17 protein-coding genes are annotated in these 14,533 nt (G+C 66.3%); 13 read left to right on the plus strand and 4 right to left on the minus strand.

Annotated features, from left to right (window positions below; translation table 11 throughout):
• Positions 1-21 precede the first annotated feature (21 nt).
• The 12 genes from ACLB1G_RS06430 to ACLB1G_RS06485 all read left to right on the plus strand — a co-directional run bounded on the left by ACLB1G_RS06430 (position 22) and on the right by ACLB1G_RS06485 (position 10,010).
• Positions 22-537, plus strand: a complete 516-nt coding sequence (locus tag ACLB1G_RS06430) for a type II secretion system protein (RefSeq protein ID WP_491626367.1) — start codon at positions 22-24, stop codon at positions 535-537.
• A 19-nt stretch (positions 538-556) separates the two neighbouring features.
• Positions 557-1,150 (plus strand): prepilin-type N-terminal cleavage/methylation domain-containing protein, encoded by a 594-nt coding sequence (locus ACLB1G_RS06435; RefSeq protein WP_491626368.1) that lies wholly within the window; start codon positions 557-559, stop codon positions 1,148-1,150.
• Positions 1,140-1,763, plus strand: coding sequence for a type IV pilus modification PilV family protein (locus ACLB1G_RS06440; protein WP_491626369.1), 624 nt, complete (start codon positions 1,140-1,142; stop codon positions 1,761-1,763). The genes ACLB1G_RS06435 and ACLB1G_RS06440 overlap by 11 nt, the downstream gene beginning before the upstream one ends.
• Complete coding sequence (locus ACLB1G_RS06445; protein WP_491626370.1) at positions 1,760-2,584, plus strand: prepilin-type N-terminal cleavage/methylation domain-containing protein; 825 nt, start codon at positions 1,760-1,762, stop codon at positions 2,582-2,584. Before ACLB1G_RS06440 ends, ACLB1G_RS06445 begins: the two co-directional genes overlap by 4 nt.
• A complete protein-coding gene (locus tag ACLB1G_RS06450) occupies positions 2,581-3,054 on the plus strand; it encodes an agglutinin biogenesis protein MshP (RefSeq protein ID WP_491626371.1) in 474 nt (157 codons plus the stop codon). Before ACLB1G_RS06445 ends, ACLB1G_RS06450 begins: the two co-directional genes overlap by 4 nt.
• A 125-nt stretch (positions 3,055-3,179) precedes the next feature.
• The gene (locus ACLB1G_RS06455) at positions 3,180-4,127 is read left to right on the plus strand and encodes an agglutinin biogenesis protein MshI (protein WP_491626372.1); all 948 of its coding nucleotides are present in this window, start codon (positions 3,180-3,182) and stop codon (positions 4,125-4,127) included.
• The gene (locus tag ACLB1G_RS06460) at positions 4,124-4,777 is read left to right on the plus strand and encodes a hypothetical protein (RefSeq protein WP_491626373.1); all 654 of its coding nucleotides are present in this window, start codon (positions 4,124-4,126) and stop codon (positions 4,775-4,777) included. The genes ACLB1G_RS06455 and ACLB1G_RS06460 overlap by 4 nt, the downstream gene beginning before the upstream one ends.
• The gene (locus tag ACLB1G_RS06465; protein WP_491626374.1) at positions 4,774-5,643 is read left to right on the plus strand and encodes a type II secretion system protein M; all 870 of its coding nucleotides are present in this window, start codon (positions 4,774-4,776) and stop codon (positions 5,641-5,643) included. Before ACLB1G_RS06460 ends, ACLB1G_RS06465 begins: the two co-directional genes overlap by 4 nt.
• Complete coding sequence (locus tag ACLB1G_RS06470) at positions 5,640-5,996, plus strand: MSHA biogenesis protein MshK (RefSeq protein WP_491626375.1); 357 nt, start codon at positions 5,640-5,642, stop codon at positions 5,994-5,996. Before ACLB1G_RS06465 ends, ACLB1G_RS06470 begins: the two co-directional genes overlap by 4 nt.
• 20 nt (positions 5,997-6,016) lie before the next feature.
• Positions 6,017-7,798, plus strand: coding sequence for a pilus (MSHA type) biogenesis protein MshL (gene mshL / locus ACLB1G_RS06475; protein ID WP_491626376.1), 1,782 nt, complete (start codon positions 6,017-6,019; stop codon positions 7,796-7,798).
• 2 nt (positions 7,799-7,800) lie between these two features.
• Entirely contained in the window at positions 7,801-8,694 is an 894-nt protein-coding gene (locus ACLB1G_RS06480; RefSeq protein ID WP_491626377.1) for an ExeA family protein, read from the plus strand.
• A complete protein-coding gene (locus ACLB1G_RS06485; RefSeq protein WP_491626378.1) occupies positions 8,691-10,010 on the plus strand; it encodes a tetratricopeptide repeat protein in 1,320 nt (439 codons plus the stop codon). Before ACLB1G_RS06480 ends, ACLB1G_RS06485 begins: the two co-directional genes overlap by 4 nt.
• Positions 10,011-10,128: 118 nt before the next feature.
• On the opposite strand, the gene ACLB1G_RS06490 is transcribed toward ACLB1G_RS06485, so the two are convergent.
• Genes ACLB1G_RS06490 through ACLB1G_RS06500 form a run of 3 tightly spaced genes read right to left on the minus strand, consistent with a single transcriptional unit; the run spans position 10,129 to position 12,755 of the window.
• Positions 10,129-11,079, minus strand: coding sequence for an HD-GYP domain-containing protein (locus tag ACLB1G_RS06490; protein ID WP_491626379.1), 951 nt, complete (start codon positions 11,077-11,079; stop codon positions 10,129-10,131).
• A 1-nt stretch (position 11,080) separates the two neighbouring features.
• Positions 11,081-12,259, minus strand: a complete 1,179-nt coding sequence (locus ACLB1G_RS06495; protein WP_491626380.1) for a pyridoxal phosphate-dependent aminotransferase — start codon at positions 12,257-12,259, stop codon at positions 11,081-11,083.
• Between the two features lie 58 nt (positions 12,260-12,317).
• Entirely contained in the window at positions 12,318-12,755 is a 438-nt protein-coding gene (locus tag ACLB1G_RS06500) for a putative toxin-antitoxin system toxin component, PIN family (protein WP_491626381.1), read from the minus strand.
• Positions 12,756-12,789: 34 nt separating this feature from the next.
• On the opposite strand from ACLB1G_RS06500, the gene yaaA reads away from it, so the two are divergent.
• Positions 12,790-13,560 (plus strand): peroxide stress protein YaaA, encoded by a 771-nt coding sequence (gene yaaA / locus ACLB1G_RS06505; RefSeq protein ID WP_491626382.1) that lies wholly within the window; start codon positions 12,790-12,792, stop codon positions 13,558-13,560.
• Positions 13,561-13,675: 115 nt separating this feature from the next.
• Here yaaA and ACLB1G_RS06510 read toward each other — a convergent pair whose 3' ends face one another.
• The gene (locus ACLB1G_RS06510) at positions 13,676-14,476 is read right to left on the minus strand and encodes an outer membrane protein assembly factor BamD (protein ID WP_491626383.1); all 801 of its coding nucleotides are present in this window, start codon (positions 14,474-14,476) and stop codon (positions 13,676-13,678) included.
• Between the last annotated feature and the right edge of the window lie 57 nt (positions 14,477-14,533).

Here is a 14,533-nt window from a genome sequence, read left to right on the forward strand (position 1 = left end):
CGTAGTACACGGAGAAAGATAATGAAGCAACCAGCACACAAGGCCATCCGCACCCAGGGGCAAGCGGGTTTCACCCTGATCGAACTGATCGTGGTGATCGTGATTTTGGGCATCCTGGCGGCGACGGCGTTGCCCAAGTTTGCAGACCTGGGCGGCGATGCACGCGCCGCCAGCATGAAGGCCGCTTATGGAGCGATGCAATCGACTTCGTCCATGGTGCATGGGCAGTATCTGGTCAATCCCTCGGTCAACGCCGCCAGCGTCACCAACGAGGGCAAGGTCATAGCCGTGACCAATGGCTATCCTTCCGCCACCACGGACTTTACGACTGGCGCCGGTCTGGGCTCGGCTGATTACACCATCACCACCACCGGCGGCGATGGCACCACGGCCCCCGTCGTACCCGCCAACGGCATGGTGGTGGTGCCGAACAGCATAGCCAACACGGCGACCTCGCTGCATTGCTATATTTCCTATACCCAGGCCCCCGCCAGTGGCCAGCCGACCTGGGCCATCGACGTCACCGCCTGCAAGTAAACGAAATTCCAGCACCGCCATGGGCGCCGCCGCCAAGCGCTCGGCTGGCAATGCCGGCTTCACCCTGGTGGAGCTGGTGACTGTGCTGGTCGTGATCTCGGCGCTGGCCGCCATCGGCGTGGCGCGCTTTTTCGATAACACCACCTTCGCCGCGCGCGGCTACGCGGACCAGGCCAAGGCCGTGATCCGCTACGCGCAAAAGCTGGCCATCGCGCAGAACCGCAATGTGTTCGTGCGGGCCGACGGCAACAGCTTCGCCGCCTGCTTCGATGCCGCATGCTCGGCCGCCAATCTGGCGCGCCCGCCGGCCGGGAGCAACAGCGGCGCCAGCGCCACCAAGACTTATTGCACCGTGGGCAGCAGCTATGTTGCGGCCTGGGTGTGCGAGGGCAGGCCTGCCGACGTTGCCTTGAGCGTCACCGCAGGCAGCACCGCCGATGCCGGTCCCGGCGGGTTCTTTTTCTTCGACGCGGCTGGACGTCCTTACGGCGCCGCCGACGTCAACAACGCGCCCGGTACCGCTTCCGCTTTCCAGCGGCTGGTCCTGCGGTTCGCCAGCGGCAGCAATAACTATACCCTCACTGTCGAACCGGAGACCGGCTATGTGCATTGAGCCGTTTCCACGCCAGCGCGGCCTGAGCCTGATCGAGCTGATTATTTTCATGGTGGTGATGGGCGTGGCCGCGGCCGCGGTGCTGCAGGTGATGAATCTGGCCACCCGCAACAGTGCCGATCCGGTGCGCCGCAAGCAAGCCTTGCTGATTGCTGAAGCCTATATGGAAGAAATCCAGATGGCGCGCTTCACCTACTGCGATCCGATCGATCCCAACGCGATGAATGCCCAGGCCGCGGACGCCATCAACTGTCCGGCCGCGCTGGAGCAGCTCGGCACCCCTGGTGCGGAGAGCGGCAATACACGGCCTTACGACAACGTCAACGATTATGCCGGCAAGAGCCTGGCCAATGCGTCCGGCGTCCTGCTGGACGCCAGCGGCGCGGTGCTGGGCGGTGGCGCGCTCGCGGGCTACACCGTGACGGTCAGCGTCGATGCGCCGCCAGGTAACAGGCCGCTGGGGCCGGCAGGCAGGGCCATCACCGGCACCACGCTGCCGGCCAGTATGAACATCTTGCTCATCACGGTCAGGGTCGCCTACGGCGGCGGCGCCAATGACTTCGTCGCATTGGACGGCTACCGCACCCGCTATGCGCCGAGGTCGGTGCCATGACGCGCGTCCGGCAATCCGGCTTCACCCTGGTGGAAGCCGTCGTGGTGATGGTGGTGACCAGCATCCTGGCCGGCATCATGGTGTTGTTCATCCGCCAGCCGGTACAGAACTACGTGGATGCGGTCGGCCGGGCCGAGCTGAGCGACGTGGCCGACCTGGCGTTGCGCCGCATCGCGCGCGAGGTGCGTGGTGCGCTGCCCAACAGCATACGCGTCACCGCGATCAATGGGGTGCTGCTGCTGGAATTCATCCCGACCAAGGCGGGCGGCACCTATCTATCGGTGCAGGATAATCAAAGTAGTGGAAATCCGCTCGACTTCGTCAACCATGGCCTGTCCTTCGATGTGGTCGGCCCCATGCCGGTGGCGCCCTACGCGATCATGGCGGGCGATTCCATCGTGATCTACAACCTGGGGACAGATTTCCAGGACGCCGATGCCTACCAGGGCAATAACCGGGCCCAGGTCGCCCAGGTCAGCGGCAATACGGTGACGTTGCTGAGCAACACCTTCTCGTCGCGTAACATGTCGCCGACCCAGCGCTTTGCCGTGGTCACGCGTCCCGTTACCTATGCCTGGGACCCCACCGCGCGTACCCTGACGCGATACTGGAACTATGGCTACAACCTGGCCCAGGCCATGCCCTCCGGTGGGTCCAGTGCGCTGATGGCCGCGAATGTCACCGCTTGCGTCTTCGACTACACCCAGTTGGCCAACGTGCAGAACGGCCTGCTGGGACTGAGCCTGACCTTGGCCCGCGCCGATAACAACGCCGAGCGGGCCACGCTGGTCCATCAAATCCACGTTGACAACACGCCATGAATCCACTTTTCCGTCCCCGGGTGCATGCGTTGCGGCGGCAGGCCGGGATCGGCATCGTCACCGCGATCTTCCTGCTGGTGGTGCTGGCCGGACTGGGCGTTGCCATCGTCTCCATCACCACCGGACAGCAGAATACCGTGGTGCAGGACCAGCAGGCCGCACGCGCCTACCAGGCCGCGCGCGCCGGGGTGGAGTGGGCGCTGTACCAGGCCCTGCAGGCGCAGTCGAACGCCGATCCGGCGGTCAATCTGGGCTGTCCCGCCACGTATTCGTTCCGCATGCCGTCCGATACCACCTTGTCGGCCTTTACGGTGACGGTGAGCTGCGGCACGCCGGTCAAGCTGGCTGGCGCTACCTATTCGCACTTCCTGATCACCTCCACCGCCTGCAACGAACCGGCCAATGGCGCCTGCCCGAACGCCAGCCGCAGCCCGGATTATGTGCAGCGCGTGGTCCAGGCCCAGCTTTAGATGTGGAAATGTGTGTGTTTTTGCGGTACTGATACGAAATTGCAGCAAAAAACCGTGGTAACTTGAATATAATCAACCATCTAGCGCGTAAACTTCGCGTAATCCACTTCAACCAGATAGCCGGCATGGGTTTCTTCAACAGGACGAAAAAAAAGGACGGCAGCCTCACGCTCACCTTCGGCGGTGACGGCGTGTATGCCGGCCGTGTCGAGCGCGTGCGCGACGCCAAGCCGCTGGTGAAACTGGCGGCCCTGGTGGAGGCCGCGCCGGCGCTGTCGGCCGAAGCGCTGGCGCGGGTCGACAAGGAATTGCGCGCCTCCGCCTTCCGCTGCGGCACCATGCTGGGCGCGCGCGACTACCAGATACTCACGGTGGACGCGCCCAACGTCCCGCCCGATGAGCTGAAGACGGCGGTGCGCTGGCGCCTCAAGGACATGCTGGACTTCCACATCGACGACGCCACCATCGACGTGCTGGACATTCCTGTCGATCCCGGCAACACGGCGCGCGGCCATTCCATGTTCGCGGTGGCGGCCCGCAACAGCGTGGTGCAATCGCGCCAGGACCTGTTTGCCGAAGCCGAGCTGCCTTTGTCCGTGATCGACATCCCCGAGATGGCGCAGCGTAACATCTCCGCGCTGCTGGAGATTCCCGGGCGTGGCCTGGCCATGCTGTCCTTCGATGCCGAGGGCGGCCTGCTGACCGTGACCTACAAGGCAGAGCTGTACCTGACCCGCCGCATCGACGTCACCCTGCAGCAGCTGCTGGAGCCGGACACCGACAAGCAGCACGCCTGCTTCGACAAGATCACCCTGGAGCTGCAGCGCTCCATGGACCACTTCGAGCGCCAGTTCCATTACGTGAGCGTGGCCAAGCTGCTGCTGGCGCCGACCGGCGCCAGCGGCCTGCACGAGCACCTGGCCAGCAACCTGTACATGGCGGTGGAGGCCATGGAATTGGGGGATGTGTTCGACCTGAGCCGGGTGCCGGAACTGCAGCAGGACGAGAGCCGCCAGCAGCGCTTCTTCCTGACCCTGGGCGCCGCCCTGCGGGATGAGGAGGTGCGGCTGTGAGCCAGCAGATCAACCTGTACAACCCGATCTTCCTCAAGCAAAAGAAGGTTTTCACGGCGCTGCCCATGGCGCAGGCGCTGGGCGTGATCGTGCTGGGCGCGCTGGCGGTGGGCTGGTACGCCAGCCACCAGGTGAAGGAACTGGAACAGCGCGCCGCCGCCGGCCGCACCCTGGTGGCGGAGCGCGAGGCGCGCCTGCTCAAGGCCAGGCAACAGTTCGCGCCGCGCCACCTCAACCCGGCGCTGGCCGCCGAAGTGGCGCAGGCCGAACAGGAACTGCACGCGCTCAAGGACGTGGAGCAGGTGCTGCAGGGCGGGGCGCTGGGCAATACGGCCGGCTATGCCGAATACTTCCGCGCGCTGGCGCGCCAGAACGTGAGCGGCCTGTGGCTGACGGGACTGACCATCAGCGGCGCCGGCCATGACATCGGGGTGCAGGGCCGCGCCATGCAGCCGACCCTGATCCCCAGCTACATCGCGCGCCTGACCAGCGAAAAGGTCATGCGCGGCAAGACCTTCGCCAGCCTCGATATCGCCCGGCCCGGCGCGGCGCCCGCCGCTGCGGCCAGCGCGGACGCCGCGCCGCAGGCCGCCAGCGCGCCGTATGTGGAATTCAGCCTGCAGTCGAGCGTGGAAGGGACGGCCAAATGAAGGAGCAATTGCTGAAACTGGCCGCGAAAATCGACGCCCTGACCCTGCGTGAGCGCGGCATGCTGTTTGCCGCCGCCACCGCCATGGTGCTGTTCCTCCTGTATGTGATGGAACTGGAACCCAAGCTGGCGCGCCAGCGCATCCTGCAGGCGGAGCTGAGCCAGCAGCAGAACCAGGTGGCCGGCATCGACGCCGAGGTCGCGCGCATGGCGCAAGGCTTCGTGGCCGATCCCGACGCCGCCACGCGCGCCCGCCTGGATCAGCTGCGCAAGCAGATGAGAAGCTCCAGCGCGGCCCTGATGGCGGTGCAAAAAGGCCTGGTCGCGCCCGAAAAAATCGTGCCGCTGCTGGAGCAGCTGCTGCGCGCCAATGGCAAGCTGAAACTGGTGTCGCTGCGCAGCCTGCCGGTGACCGGCATGAGCGAGGCCACGGCCGGGCAGGGCGCTTTGCCGGCCGGGTCGCCTGCGGCTTCCTTGGCGGCGCAGGCCGGGGTATCGCCGGCGCTGGCCTCGGTGGCTGTCGGCGGGGCGCCAGTTGCTGGTAGCGCCGCACCTGGTGCGCCTGCCGCAGGATCGCCTGCCGCCGGATCGCCGGCCGCAGGTTCGCCTGCCGCCGGATCGCCGGCCGCCCCGCCTACATCGGCCGCTGCCGGGGTCAAGCCGCGCGAACTGCTATACCGCCATGGCGTGGAAATCGTGCTCCAGGGCGGCTACCTGGACATGGTCAGCTACATGGAGGCGCTGGAAGCCTTGCCGGTCCAGCTATTCTGGGGCAAGGCCAGGCTGGACGCGGGCCAGTATCCGATCGCGCGCCTGACCCTGACCCTGTACACCCTGAGCCTGGATCAGAAATGGATGACCTTATGACCCGCGCCCGCCTGCTGGCGGCCTGCCTGCTGGTGTGCGCCGTGCAGGCCGGGGCCCAGGCCCAGGGCCTGGCGGACCCGACGCGGCCGCCACCGGAAGCCCTGCGGCAGGCCGGTGCGGCCGATGCCGAAGCGCCGGTGGCCGGGCCGAGGCTGCAATCGGTGCTGGTCGGCGAGGGCGGCCGCCGGGTGGCGGTAATCGATGGCCAGACCGTGCGCCTGGGCGAGAAATACCAGGGCGCCGTGCTGGTCGAAGTCGGCAAGAACAAGGTGGTGCTGCAGCGTGGCGCCGCGAAACAGGTTTTGACCTTGTACCCCGAAACGGGCGGCAAGACGGCGGCGCACCAGCGCTAGTCCAACCACGAGAACGATCTATGCAAAAGATATTGATACTGGCCGTGCTGGGTTTGCTGCTGAACGGATGTTCCAGCGTCCCCAAACACGACACCTACGACAAGATCAGCCAGGATATGGCGGCGGCCGCTGCCGCCAAGGCGCCGCCCGTGGCCCAGAACGACGCCGTCGCCAGCGCGCTGCTGCCGCCGGTGTCGCAGCTGGCCGGCCAGCTGCCCAAGGCGCGCGCGGTGCTGGACGAGCGCTTCAACGTCTCGTTCAACAACGTGCCGGTGCAGCAGTTCTATAACTCGCTGGTGGCGGGAACGCGCTACAACATGCTGATCAACCCGGAGGTGAGCGGCACCGTGTCGGCCAACCTCAAGGACGTGACCCTGGTCGAGGCGCTGGACGCCATCCGCGAACTGTACGGCTACGACTACAAGATCGAAGGCACGCGCATCTACATCCGTCCGCTGACCATGCAGACCCGCATGTTCCATGTGAATTACCTGACGGCGGCGCGCAAGGGCACGTCCAGCCTGCGGGTGTCCTCCACCTCGGTGGCCAACGCGGGCACCAGCAACAGCGGCAACCAGAACAACAACGGCAGCAATAACAACAGCAACAACAATAACAGCAATAACAACAACGGCGACAACGGCAACAATAACAACGGCACCGGCAACGGCAACTCGACCCAGCGCGACGCCGCCAATGTGCAGACCACCTCGGTCAGCGACTTCTGGACCGAGCTGAAGGCGTCGCTGGAACTGCTGGTGGCGGTCGGCAAGGATGGCCGCAGCGTTGTGATCAGCCCGCAGTCGGGGGTGATCGTGATACGCGCCATGCCGGACGAGCTGCGCAATGTCGAGCAATACCTGAAGGCGACCCAGCTGTCGGTGGACCGCCAGGTGATCCTGGAAGCCAAGATCCTGGAAGTGGAACTCAATTCCAACTTCCAGAGCGGGGTGAACTGGGCCGCCTTCGGCAAAGGCAACAACAGCCGTGTGTCCGGCGGCGTGCTGTCTCCGGGCACCACGCTGTCCCAGCTGACCAATCCCGTCACGGTGCAGACCAGCGCCGGCAACGCCTCCATCACGGCCAGCGCCGGCAGCACCCTGGGCGCGGCGTCGGAGGCGGCCGGCTCGCTGATCGGCCTGGCGTTCCAGACCTCCAACTTCTCGGCCCTGATTTCCTTCCTGGAGTCGCAGGGCACGGTGCATGTGCTGTCCAGCCCGCGCATCGCCACCCTGAACAACCAGAAGGCCGTGCTCAAGATAGGTACCGACGAGTTCTACGTCACCGGTGTCAGCACCACCACCACCACCACCGGCAGCGGCACCGGCATCACCACGCCCACCGTCACCCTGCAGCCCTTCTTCTCCGGCGTGGTGCTGGACGTGACGCCGCAGATCGATGAGCAGGGCTATGTGACCCTGCACGTGCACCCCTCGGTGAGCCAGGTCTCCACCGTCAGCAAGGGCGTCAACCTGGGGACGGCCGGTTCGCTGACCCTGCCGCTGGCCGCCTCGGCCACCTCGGAAATCGATAGCATGGTGCGCGGCCAGGATGGGCAGGTGGTGGCCATCGGCGGCCTGATGCGCCAGTCCACCACCAACGACCGCTCCGGCGTGCCGGGCGCGGCCAGCCTGCCGGTGCTGGGCGCCTTGTTCCGCAATACGGCGGAAGTGGTGCAGAAGCGCGAGCTGGTGGTGCTGATCAAGCCCACCATCGTCGAGAGCGGCGCCGACTGGAACCAGGACATGCTGGACTCCAGCCGCCGCGTCAAGGACCTGGACCCGCGCCAGAGGGGCATGTAGCCATGTACCAGCAACACTTCGGCCTGCGGGAAATGCCGTTCGGGATCACGCCCGACACCAGCTTTTTCTTCACCAGCCCGCATTCGCAGGAAGCGCTCAACACCTTGCTGGTGGCGGCGCGCAGCGGCGAGGGCTTCATCAAGATCACGGGCGAAGTGGGCACCGGCAAGACGCTGCTGTGCCGTAAATTCATCACCACACTGGGCGAGGGCTTCGTCACCGCCTACATCCCCAATCCCTACCTGGAGCCGCGCACCCTGATGCTGGCGCTGGCCGACGAGCTGGAAATCTCCCTGGAGCGCGACGTCGACCAGCACCAGCTGCTCAAGTCCATCACCACCCGGCTGATGGAACTGGCGGCGCAGGACAAGCGCGTGGTGCTGTGCCTGGATGAGGCCCAGGCCATCCCGGTCGAATCGCTGGAAGCGCTGCGCCTGTTGACCAACCTGGAGACGGAAAAGCGCAAGCTGCTGCAGATCGTGCTGTTCGGCCAGCCGGAACTGAACCGCCACCTGGAGGCCAACTCCATCCGCCAGCTGGCGCAGCGCATCACCTTCCATTACCACCTCGGCCCGCTGAGCCGCGACGACATGGACTACTATCTTGCGCACCGCCTGCGGGTGGCCGGCTACACGGGCGGGCGGCTGTTCAGCCGCGCCGCCATCGCGCGCCTGTACGCCACCAGCGGCGGCATCCCGCGCCTGGTCAACATCATCGCCAACAAGGCGCTGATGCTGAGCTACGGCGAGGGCAGGCAGCAAGTGGCGCGCAGCCACGTGAGCGTGGCCGCGCACGATACCGTGCCCGGCGCCGGACGCCGCCGGTGGCACTGGCTGGCCGGCGGCGCCGGATTGCTGATTGCCGCTTGCGGCCTGACCTGGGCGCTGACCAAATGAGCCTGATCAATAAAATGCTGCAGGACCTGGATGCGCGCGGCGGCGCCGGCGCCCAGGGCGGCCCGCATCAAGCGGAACTGAAAGCGGTGCCGCGCGCGGAGCGTGAACGCAGCCCGGCGCTGCTGGGCGCGGCCGCCGCGGGGATAGCCGCGGTCGCGGTGGCCGGCTGGCTGGGCTGGCGCTACTGGCACAACAAGCCGGCCGCGCCGCCGCCCGCCGTGACCCAGGTGAAGGCGGTGCCGCCGCCGCAAGCGGCCGACCTGGCCGCGCAGGCGGCCAGTCCTACAGTCCAGGCTGCGGCCCCGGCTGCGGCCCCGGCTGTGGCCTCAGATACAGCGCCGGTGTCAGTCCAGGGCGTAACGCTAGGCGCCTCACAGGCGTCCGCGCCGGGTTCCGCGCCAGCCCGCGCCGCAGCCGTGCCGCAGCCGGGGCCGCAAGCCGCCAACCGCGCTCCGGCAGCGCATGCGCAAGACGCTTTGGCGGCTGGCGCCGTGATGCAGGACCGGCATGCCGATACCGGACGTTCCACTGCCCGGGCCACGCCGAAACATGCCGCAGGCCGCTCCAGCGCTGGCGGGGCAGGCGATGGCGTTGATGGCGCGCCGCAGACGGCGGCGCGCTCCAAGGCCGACAAGGCCGGCGCGCAGCCCGCGTTGGCGCAGGCCGGGGAGGGCGCGGCCGCGCGCGGCAGGCGCAAGGCTACGCCTGCCGCCGCCGATGCAGCGGACACCGGACGCCAGAACCTCAGCCCCGCCCAGCTGTCCGAGGGCAGCTATCGCCGTGGACTGGCGGCCCTGCAGGAAGGCCGCAGCAGCGAGGCGCTGGGCCACCTGGAGCGCGCGCTGGAAGTCGATCCGCGCAACGAGGCGGCGCGCCAGACCTATATCAGCCTGCTGCTGGAACAGCGCCGTCCCGAGGACGCCATTCGCCAGCTGCGCCTGGCGCTGGGCATAGACCCGCGCCAGCCCGGCCTGGCCATGGTGCTGGCGCGCCTGCAGCTCGAGCGCGGCGGCCCGGCGCTGGACACCCTGATGCGCACCTTGCCCTATGCTGACAGCAGTCCCGAATACCAGGCTTTCGTGGCCGGCGTGCTGCAGCGCGAACAACGCCACGATGAAGCGGCCGAGCGCTATCGGGCGGCGCTGAAGCTCTCGCCGCAGAATGGCGTATGGTGGATGGGCCTGGGCATCTCGCTGCAAGCCGGCGGCCATGCGCCGGAAGCGCGCGAGGCGTTCCAGCGCGCCCGCAACGGCAAGGGTATGACGGCCGAGCTGCAGGCTTTCGTGGACCGCAAGCTGGAGCAGCTGTCACGCTAGCGCTTCCCTGGGCCTGTCAGCTGCCGGTGCGACGTCCGCAGCGCTGTGTTCGGCGGCCGTGGGCAGGCTGGGCGCGGCTGGAACGGCAGGGCGCCGCACGGCCAGCCGGTGCGGGATACTAGAGGCTGGCCAGTCCGCCCCACACCTGCTTCATGCTGAAGCGCACCGCCGCCTCGTCTTCGCTGAGCACCTGGGCAATGGCGCTGGACTGGTCTTCGGTGCCGCGCTGCCCGGCTGCATCCAGCGGGGCGCCGCTGGCGTCGCGCAGGCCGTGCAGGCGCAGCAGGCCGCCGGCGCCGCGCTGCGACACCACCGCCGTTACGCCATTGTGCAGCCGCACCAGGCAGCCGGGTGGATAGCTGCCCAGCTCACGGGCGAATTCGTCCAGCAGGGCGGGATCGGCCGGCGCCGTCCGGTCCTCGGCCAGATTGCGCAGGGCGCGGTCCGGCAGGATGGAGCGGCGGTAATTGCGCGCCGAGACCTGGGCGCAATAGCGGTCCGCCAGGCTGATCAGCTTGGCGTTCTGCGTCACCTGCGGGCTGGCCAGGCCGGCCGGATAGCCGGTCCCCTCATCGTTCTCGTGATGCAGCAGCACGCACGAGATCCAGTCCTCGTCCTCGATGCCGGCGCACTTGAGCAGGTCCGCGCTTTCCTCCGGGTGGCGGCGCACGATGGCCATTTCCTCGCGGCTGAGCGGGCTGCTCTTGTGCTGGAAGCCGTCGCTGTGGCGCAGCATGCCCACGTTCATGGTCAGCGAGGCCGCCGTCACGGTCAGGATTTCCGCTTCCGTCTTGCCCATGCCGCGCGCCACCACTTCGGCCACCACGGCGGTTTCTATGCAGTGCCGCACCGCATAGGTGCCGGCGATCTGGCTCAGGAATATGGTGGCCAGGGCGATATCGGCATCCAGCCGCACGGCGGCAATGACGTCGCGCGCGATCTGGCGCAGTTCGCGTTCGGCGTGGTCCTCGTTGCGCAGATTTTGCAGCAGCCGCTCCAGCTCGCGGTTGCACTGGTTCAGCTGGCGCAGCACGGATGGCTTCTGCACGCCGGTGGTGGTGTCGGCCATGTCAGATCCCGGCCAGCCGTTCCAGGGCCAGCGCCAGGGTCGCCTCTTTCTTGGCAAAGCAGAAGCGCACGATGCCGGACTCCTGGCCATCCTGGTAGAAGGCGGAAACGGGGATGGCGGCCACCTTGATCTCGGTGGTCAGCCATTCGGCGAATCCGGCCTCGCTTTGCGTCGAAATGCGATCGTAGCGCACGCACTGGAAATAGGTGCCATCGGCCGGCAGCAGCTCGAAGCGGCTGTTGGCCAACCCGGCGCGGAAAACATCGCGCTTGCGCTGGTAAAAAGCCGGCAGTTCCCGCCAGGGCGCCGGATCGGCCATGTAGGCGGCGATCCCGTGCTGCATGGGGGTGTTGACCGAGAATACGTTGTACTGGTGGACCTTGCGGAATTCGGCCGTGAGCGCGGCCGGCGCCGCCACATAGCCCACCTTCCAGCCGGTCACGTGGTAGGTCTTGCCGAAGCTGGATACCACGAAGGCGCGCGCTGCCAGCTCGGGATGGCGGCTGATGGATTCATGGCGCTGGCCGTCGTACACCATGTGCTCGTACACCTCGTCCGACAGGATCAGGATGCCGGTGCCGCGCACGATGTCGGCCAGGGCCTGCATGTCGGCCGCGCGCAGCACGGTGCCGGTGGGATTGTGCGGGGTGTTGATGACGATCATGCGGGTCTTGCCGCTGACGGAGGCGGCGATGCGCTCCCACGGCACGCCGTAGCCGCCATCGCCGAGCGCCATCTGCACCCGCACCGGCACGCCGCCGGCCAGGGTGATGGCGGGCTGGTAGCTGTCGTAGGCCGGTTCGATCACGATCACTTCGTCGCCGGGATGCACGGCGCACAGGATGGCCGTGGTCAGGGCCTCGGTGGCGCCGGCCGTGACGGTGATTTCCGTGTTCACGTCGTAGTGCTGGCCGTAGACGGCCGCGATCTTGTCCGCGATGGCCAGCCTTAGCACGGGCGCGCCGCTCATCATGGCGTACTGGTTGTGGCCTTCCCGCATGGCGGCGCCCACCAGGTCCAGCAGCCTGCCGTCGCACTCGAAGTCAGGGAAGCCCTGGCCCAGGTTGACGGCGCCCACCTGCGCCGCCAGCGTCGACATGCGGGTAAACACCGTGGTGCCGACGGCGGGCAAACGGCTGGCCAGGACGGGGGTGACGGGAGGATGCTGCGGACTATTCATGGCGGCGGCGTATGGGGACGATGGCCCATTTTAGCGCAGCCGCCACGCTTGGTGTGGCTCAGGATTCCGGGGGCCACTGCTCCGGCTTGATGACCTTGAACATGCCGGCCCTGGCCAGCCGCTTGGCCAGCTTGAGCAGGGCCTTGTCCTTGGTGATCAGCATGTCGGCGCCGGCGTCGCGCGCCAGTTCCAGGAACTTCTGGTCGTCGCGGTCGGTGCACACCGGCAGGCGCACGCCGGATGCCGGCGGCGCCACCACCTTGATGTACTGGTCGAAGCGGGCTGCGCTGAGCGGACGGGTGTCGTCGGTCAGCGGCAGGTGGGCATAGTGCAGCACGATGTTGTATTCGTCGCGGCAGTCGGCGCGCGTGATGGCTTCCACCGCGCCGCTTTCGATGGCGGCCAGCAGGGCGCTCCAGCGCGGGTCCTGGAACACGAACAGGTCCAGGCAGACATTGGTGTCGATGACGATGCGTTTTGGTGGAACAGGTATCATGTAGTCTGTGTGAAATGTTTTTCTGTGAAATCTTATGCTGATAGTGCTGTCGCCCGCCAAAAGCTTGGACCTTGACACTCCCGTTACCACCAACATCCGTACCGAACCCGAATTTCTCGACCACTCGGCCCAGCTGATCGAACGCCTGCGCCAGTTCTCGCCAGCCCAGCTGGGCCAGCTGATGGACTTGTCGGACGCGCTGTCCACCCTGAACGTGACCCGCTATGCATCCTGGAGCAAGGATACCAGCGAAGGCCGCCAGGCCGTGATGGCCTTCGACGGCGACGTCTACGGCGGCCTGCAGGCGCGCACCCTGACGCCGCGCCAGCTCGATTACGTCCAGGGCAGGGTGCGCATCCTGTCCGGCCTGTACGGACTGCTGCGGCCGCTGGACCTGATCCATCCGCACCGGCTGGAAATGGGCACGCGCCTGGACACGGCGCGCGGCAAGGATTTATACGCTTACTGGGGCAGCACCATCACCGGGGCCCTGAACCGCACGGCGGCCGAACAGGGCGCCAAGGTGCTGGTCAACCTGGCTTCGGAAGAATACTTCAAGTCGGTCAAGCGCAAGGAACTGGCCATCCCGGTGATCACGCCGCTGTTCGAGGACTGGAAGAACGGCAAATACAAGATCATCTCGTTCTACGCCAAGCGCGCGCGCGGCCTGATGGCGCGCTACGCGGCCGAAAAGAACATCAGCGATCCGGCCAGGCTGAAGAAGTTCGATGTGGACGGCTACGCCTTTGACAGCGCAGCCTCCAATGAACAGACCTGGATATTCCGCCGCAAACTAGCTGCATAGGCGGCCGTTTCAACAAGACCGTGGCGTCGTTGCAGCTCCTCGCCGTGCAGGCGCACTGTCTTCGGAGCTGCGCCTTGCCACGCTCATGTTGAAACGCCCTTTTATAGGGGTGGGCTCAGCCCCAGAACCTCCACCATTTGCGTTCCTGCTTGACACCCTCGTCCAGGAACTTGCTGTTCGGGAAGTTTAGCTTGAACACGCGCATGGTGTCGTCGCGCAGGTCGGTCATGCCCAGCTTGTCGTAGCCGCGTATCATGATGAACAGCGCTTCCTCGATGGCCGGCGAATCGCGGTAGTCGGTCACGGCGCCGGTGGCGCGGTTGACGGCCGCCAGGTAGGCGCCGCGGCGGTAGTAGTAGCGCGCCACGTGCACTTCATACGAAGCCATGGCGTTGATCAGGTAGCGCATGCGGTCGATGGAATCGGGCGCATACTTGCTGTTCGGGAACTTGTCCACCAGCTGCTTGAAGGCGGCGAAGGCTTCGCGGGTGGCTTTGGGGTCGCGCTCGGTCGGGTCCTGCTCGTAAATGAAGTTCAGGAAGCTGATCTGGTCGTTGAAGTTGATCAGGCCGCGCAGGTAGTACATGTAGTCCACGTTGGCGTGGTTGGGGTGCAGCTTGATGAAGCGCTCCACGGCGGCCAGCGCCTGGGCCTGGTCCTGCGACTTGTAGTAGGCGTAGGCAATGTTCATCTGCGCCTGCTGGGCGTAGGTGCCGAAGGGGTAGCTCGATTCCAGCTTTTCATACAGCTGGATGGCGCGCTCGTAGTGCTGGCCCTGCAGTTCCTCGTTCGCCTCCGAGTATAATTTCGATGCGCTCCAGCCCTTGGTCTCGTCGACCTTGTCCGGCAATAAGCTGCAAGCGGATAAACCAAGCAGAACGACAGTTGCTGCAACTACCGATAATTTTTTTTGCATATGTTTTGCAAGAAGCTGTTTAACCAAAGTTTTACAATAGGCTGATTATAGCCGATG

The sequence above is a fragment of the Duganella kummerowiae genome (assembly GCF_053572355.1).

What these genes read in the sequence shown, in the direction of transcription:
- ACLB1G_RS06455 (WP_491626372.1), top strand. Translation starts at nt 3,180, where the DNA reads ATGGGTTTCTTCAACAGGACGAAAAAAAAGGACGGCAGCCTCACGCTC.
- ACLB1G_RS06435 (WP_491626368.1), top strand. Translation starts at nt 557, where the DNA reads ATGGGCGCCGCCGCCAAGCGCTCGGCTGGCAATGCCGGCTTCACCCTG.
- ACLB1G_RS06430 (WP_491626367.1), top strand. Translation starts at nt 22, where the DNA reads ATGAAGCAACCAGCACACAAGGCCATCCGCACCCAGGGGCAAGCGGGT.
- ACLB1G_RS06470 (WP_491626375.1), top strand. Translation starts at nt 5,640, where the DNA reads ATGACCCGCGCCCGCCTGCTGGCGGCCTGCCTGCTGGTGTGCGCCGTG.
- yaaA (WP_491626382.1), top strand. Translation starts at nt 12,790, where the DNA reads ATGCTGATAGTGCTGTCGCCCGCCAAAAGCTTGGACCTTGACACTCCC.
- ACLB1G_RS06490 (WP_491626379.1), bottom strand. Translation starts at nt 11,079, where the DNA reads ATGGCCGACACCACCACCGGCGTGCAGAAGCCATCCGTGCTGCGCCAG.
- ACLB1G_RS06510 (WP_491626383.1), bottom strand. Translation starts at nt 14,476, where the DNA reads ATGCAAAAAAAATTATCGGTAGTTGCAGCAACTGTCGTTCTGCTTGGT.
- ACLB1G_RS06440 (WP_491626369.1), top strand. Translation starts at nt 1,140, where the DNA reads ATGTGCATTGAGCCGTTTCCACGCCAGCGCGGCCTGAGCCTGATCGAG.
- ACLB1G_RS06500 (WP_491626381.1), bottom strand. Translation starts at nt 12,755, where the DNA reads ATGATACCTGTTCCACCAAAACGCATCGTCATCGACACCAATGTCTGC.
- ACLB1G_RS06445 (WP_491626370.1), top strand. Translation starts at nt 1,760, where the DNA reads ATGACGCGCGTCCGGCAATCCGGCTTCACCCTGGTGGAAGCCGTCGTG.
- mshL (WP_491626376.1), top strand. Translation starts at nt 6,017, where the DNA reads ATGCAAAAGATATTGATACTGGCCGTGCTGGGTTTGCTGCTGAACGGA.
- ACLB1G_RS06495 (WP_491626380.1), bottom strand. Translation starts at nt 12,259, where the DNA reads ATGAATAGTCCGCAGCATCCTCCCGTCACCCCCGTCCTGGCCAGCCGT.
- ACLB1G_RS06450 (WP_491626371.1), top strand. Translation starts at nt 2,581, where the DNA reads ATGAATCCACTTTTCCGTCCCCGGGTGCATGCGTTGCGGCGGCAGGCC.
- ACLB1G_RS06485 (WP_491626378.1), top strand. Translation starts at nt 8,691, where the DNA reads ATGAGCCTGATCAATAAAATGCTGCAGGACCTGGATGCGCGCGGCGGC.
- ACLB1G_RS06480 (WP_491626377.1), top strand. Translation starts at nt 7,801, where the DNA reads ATGTACCAGCAACACTTCGGCCTGCGGGAAATGCCGTTCGGGATCACG.
- ACLB1G_RS06465 (WP_491626374.1), top strand. Translation starts at nt 4,774, where the DNA reads ATGAAGGAGCAATTGCTGAAACTGGCCGCGAAAATCGACGCCCTGACC.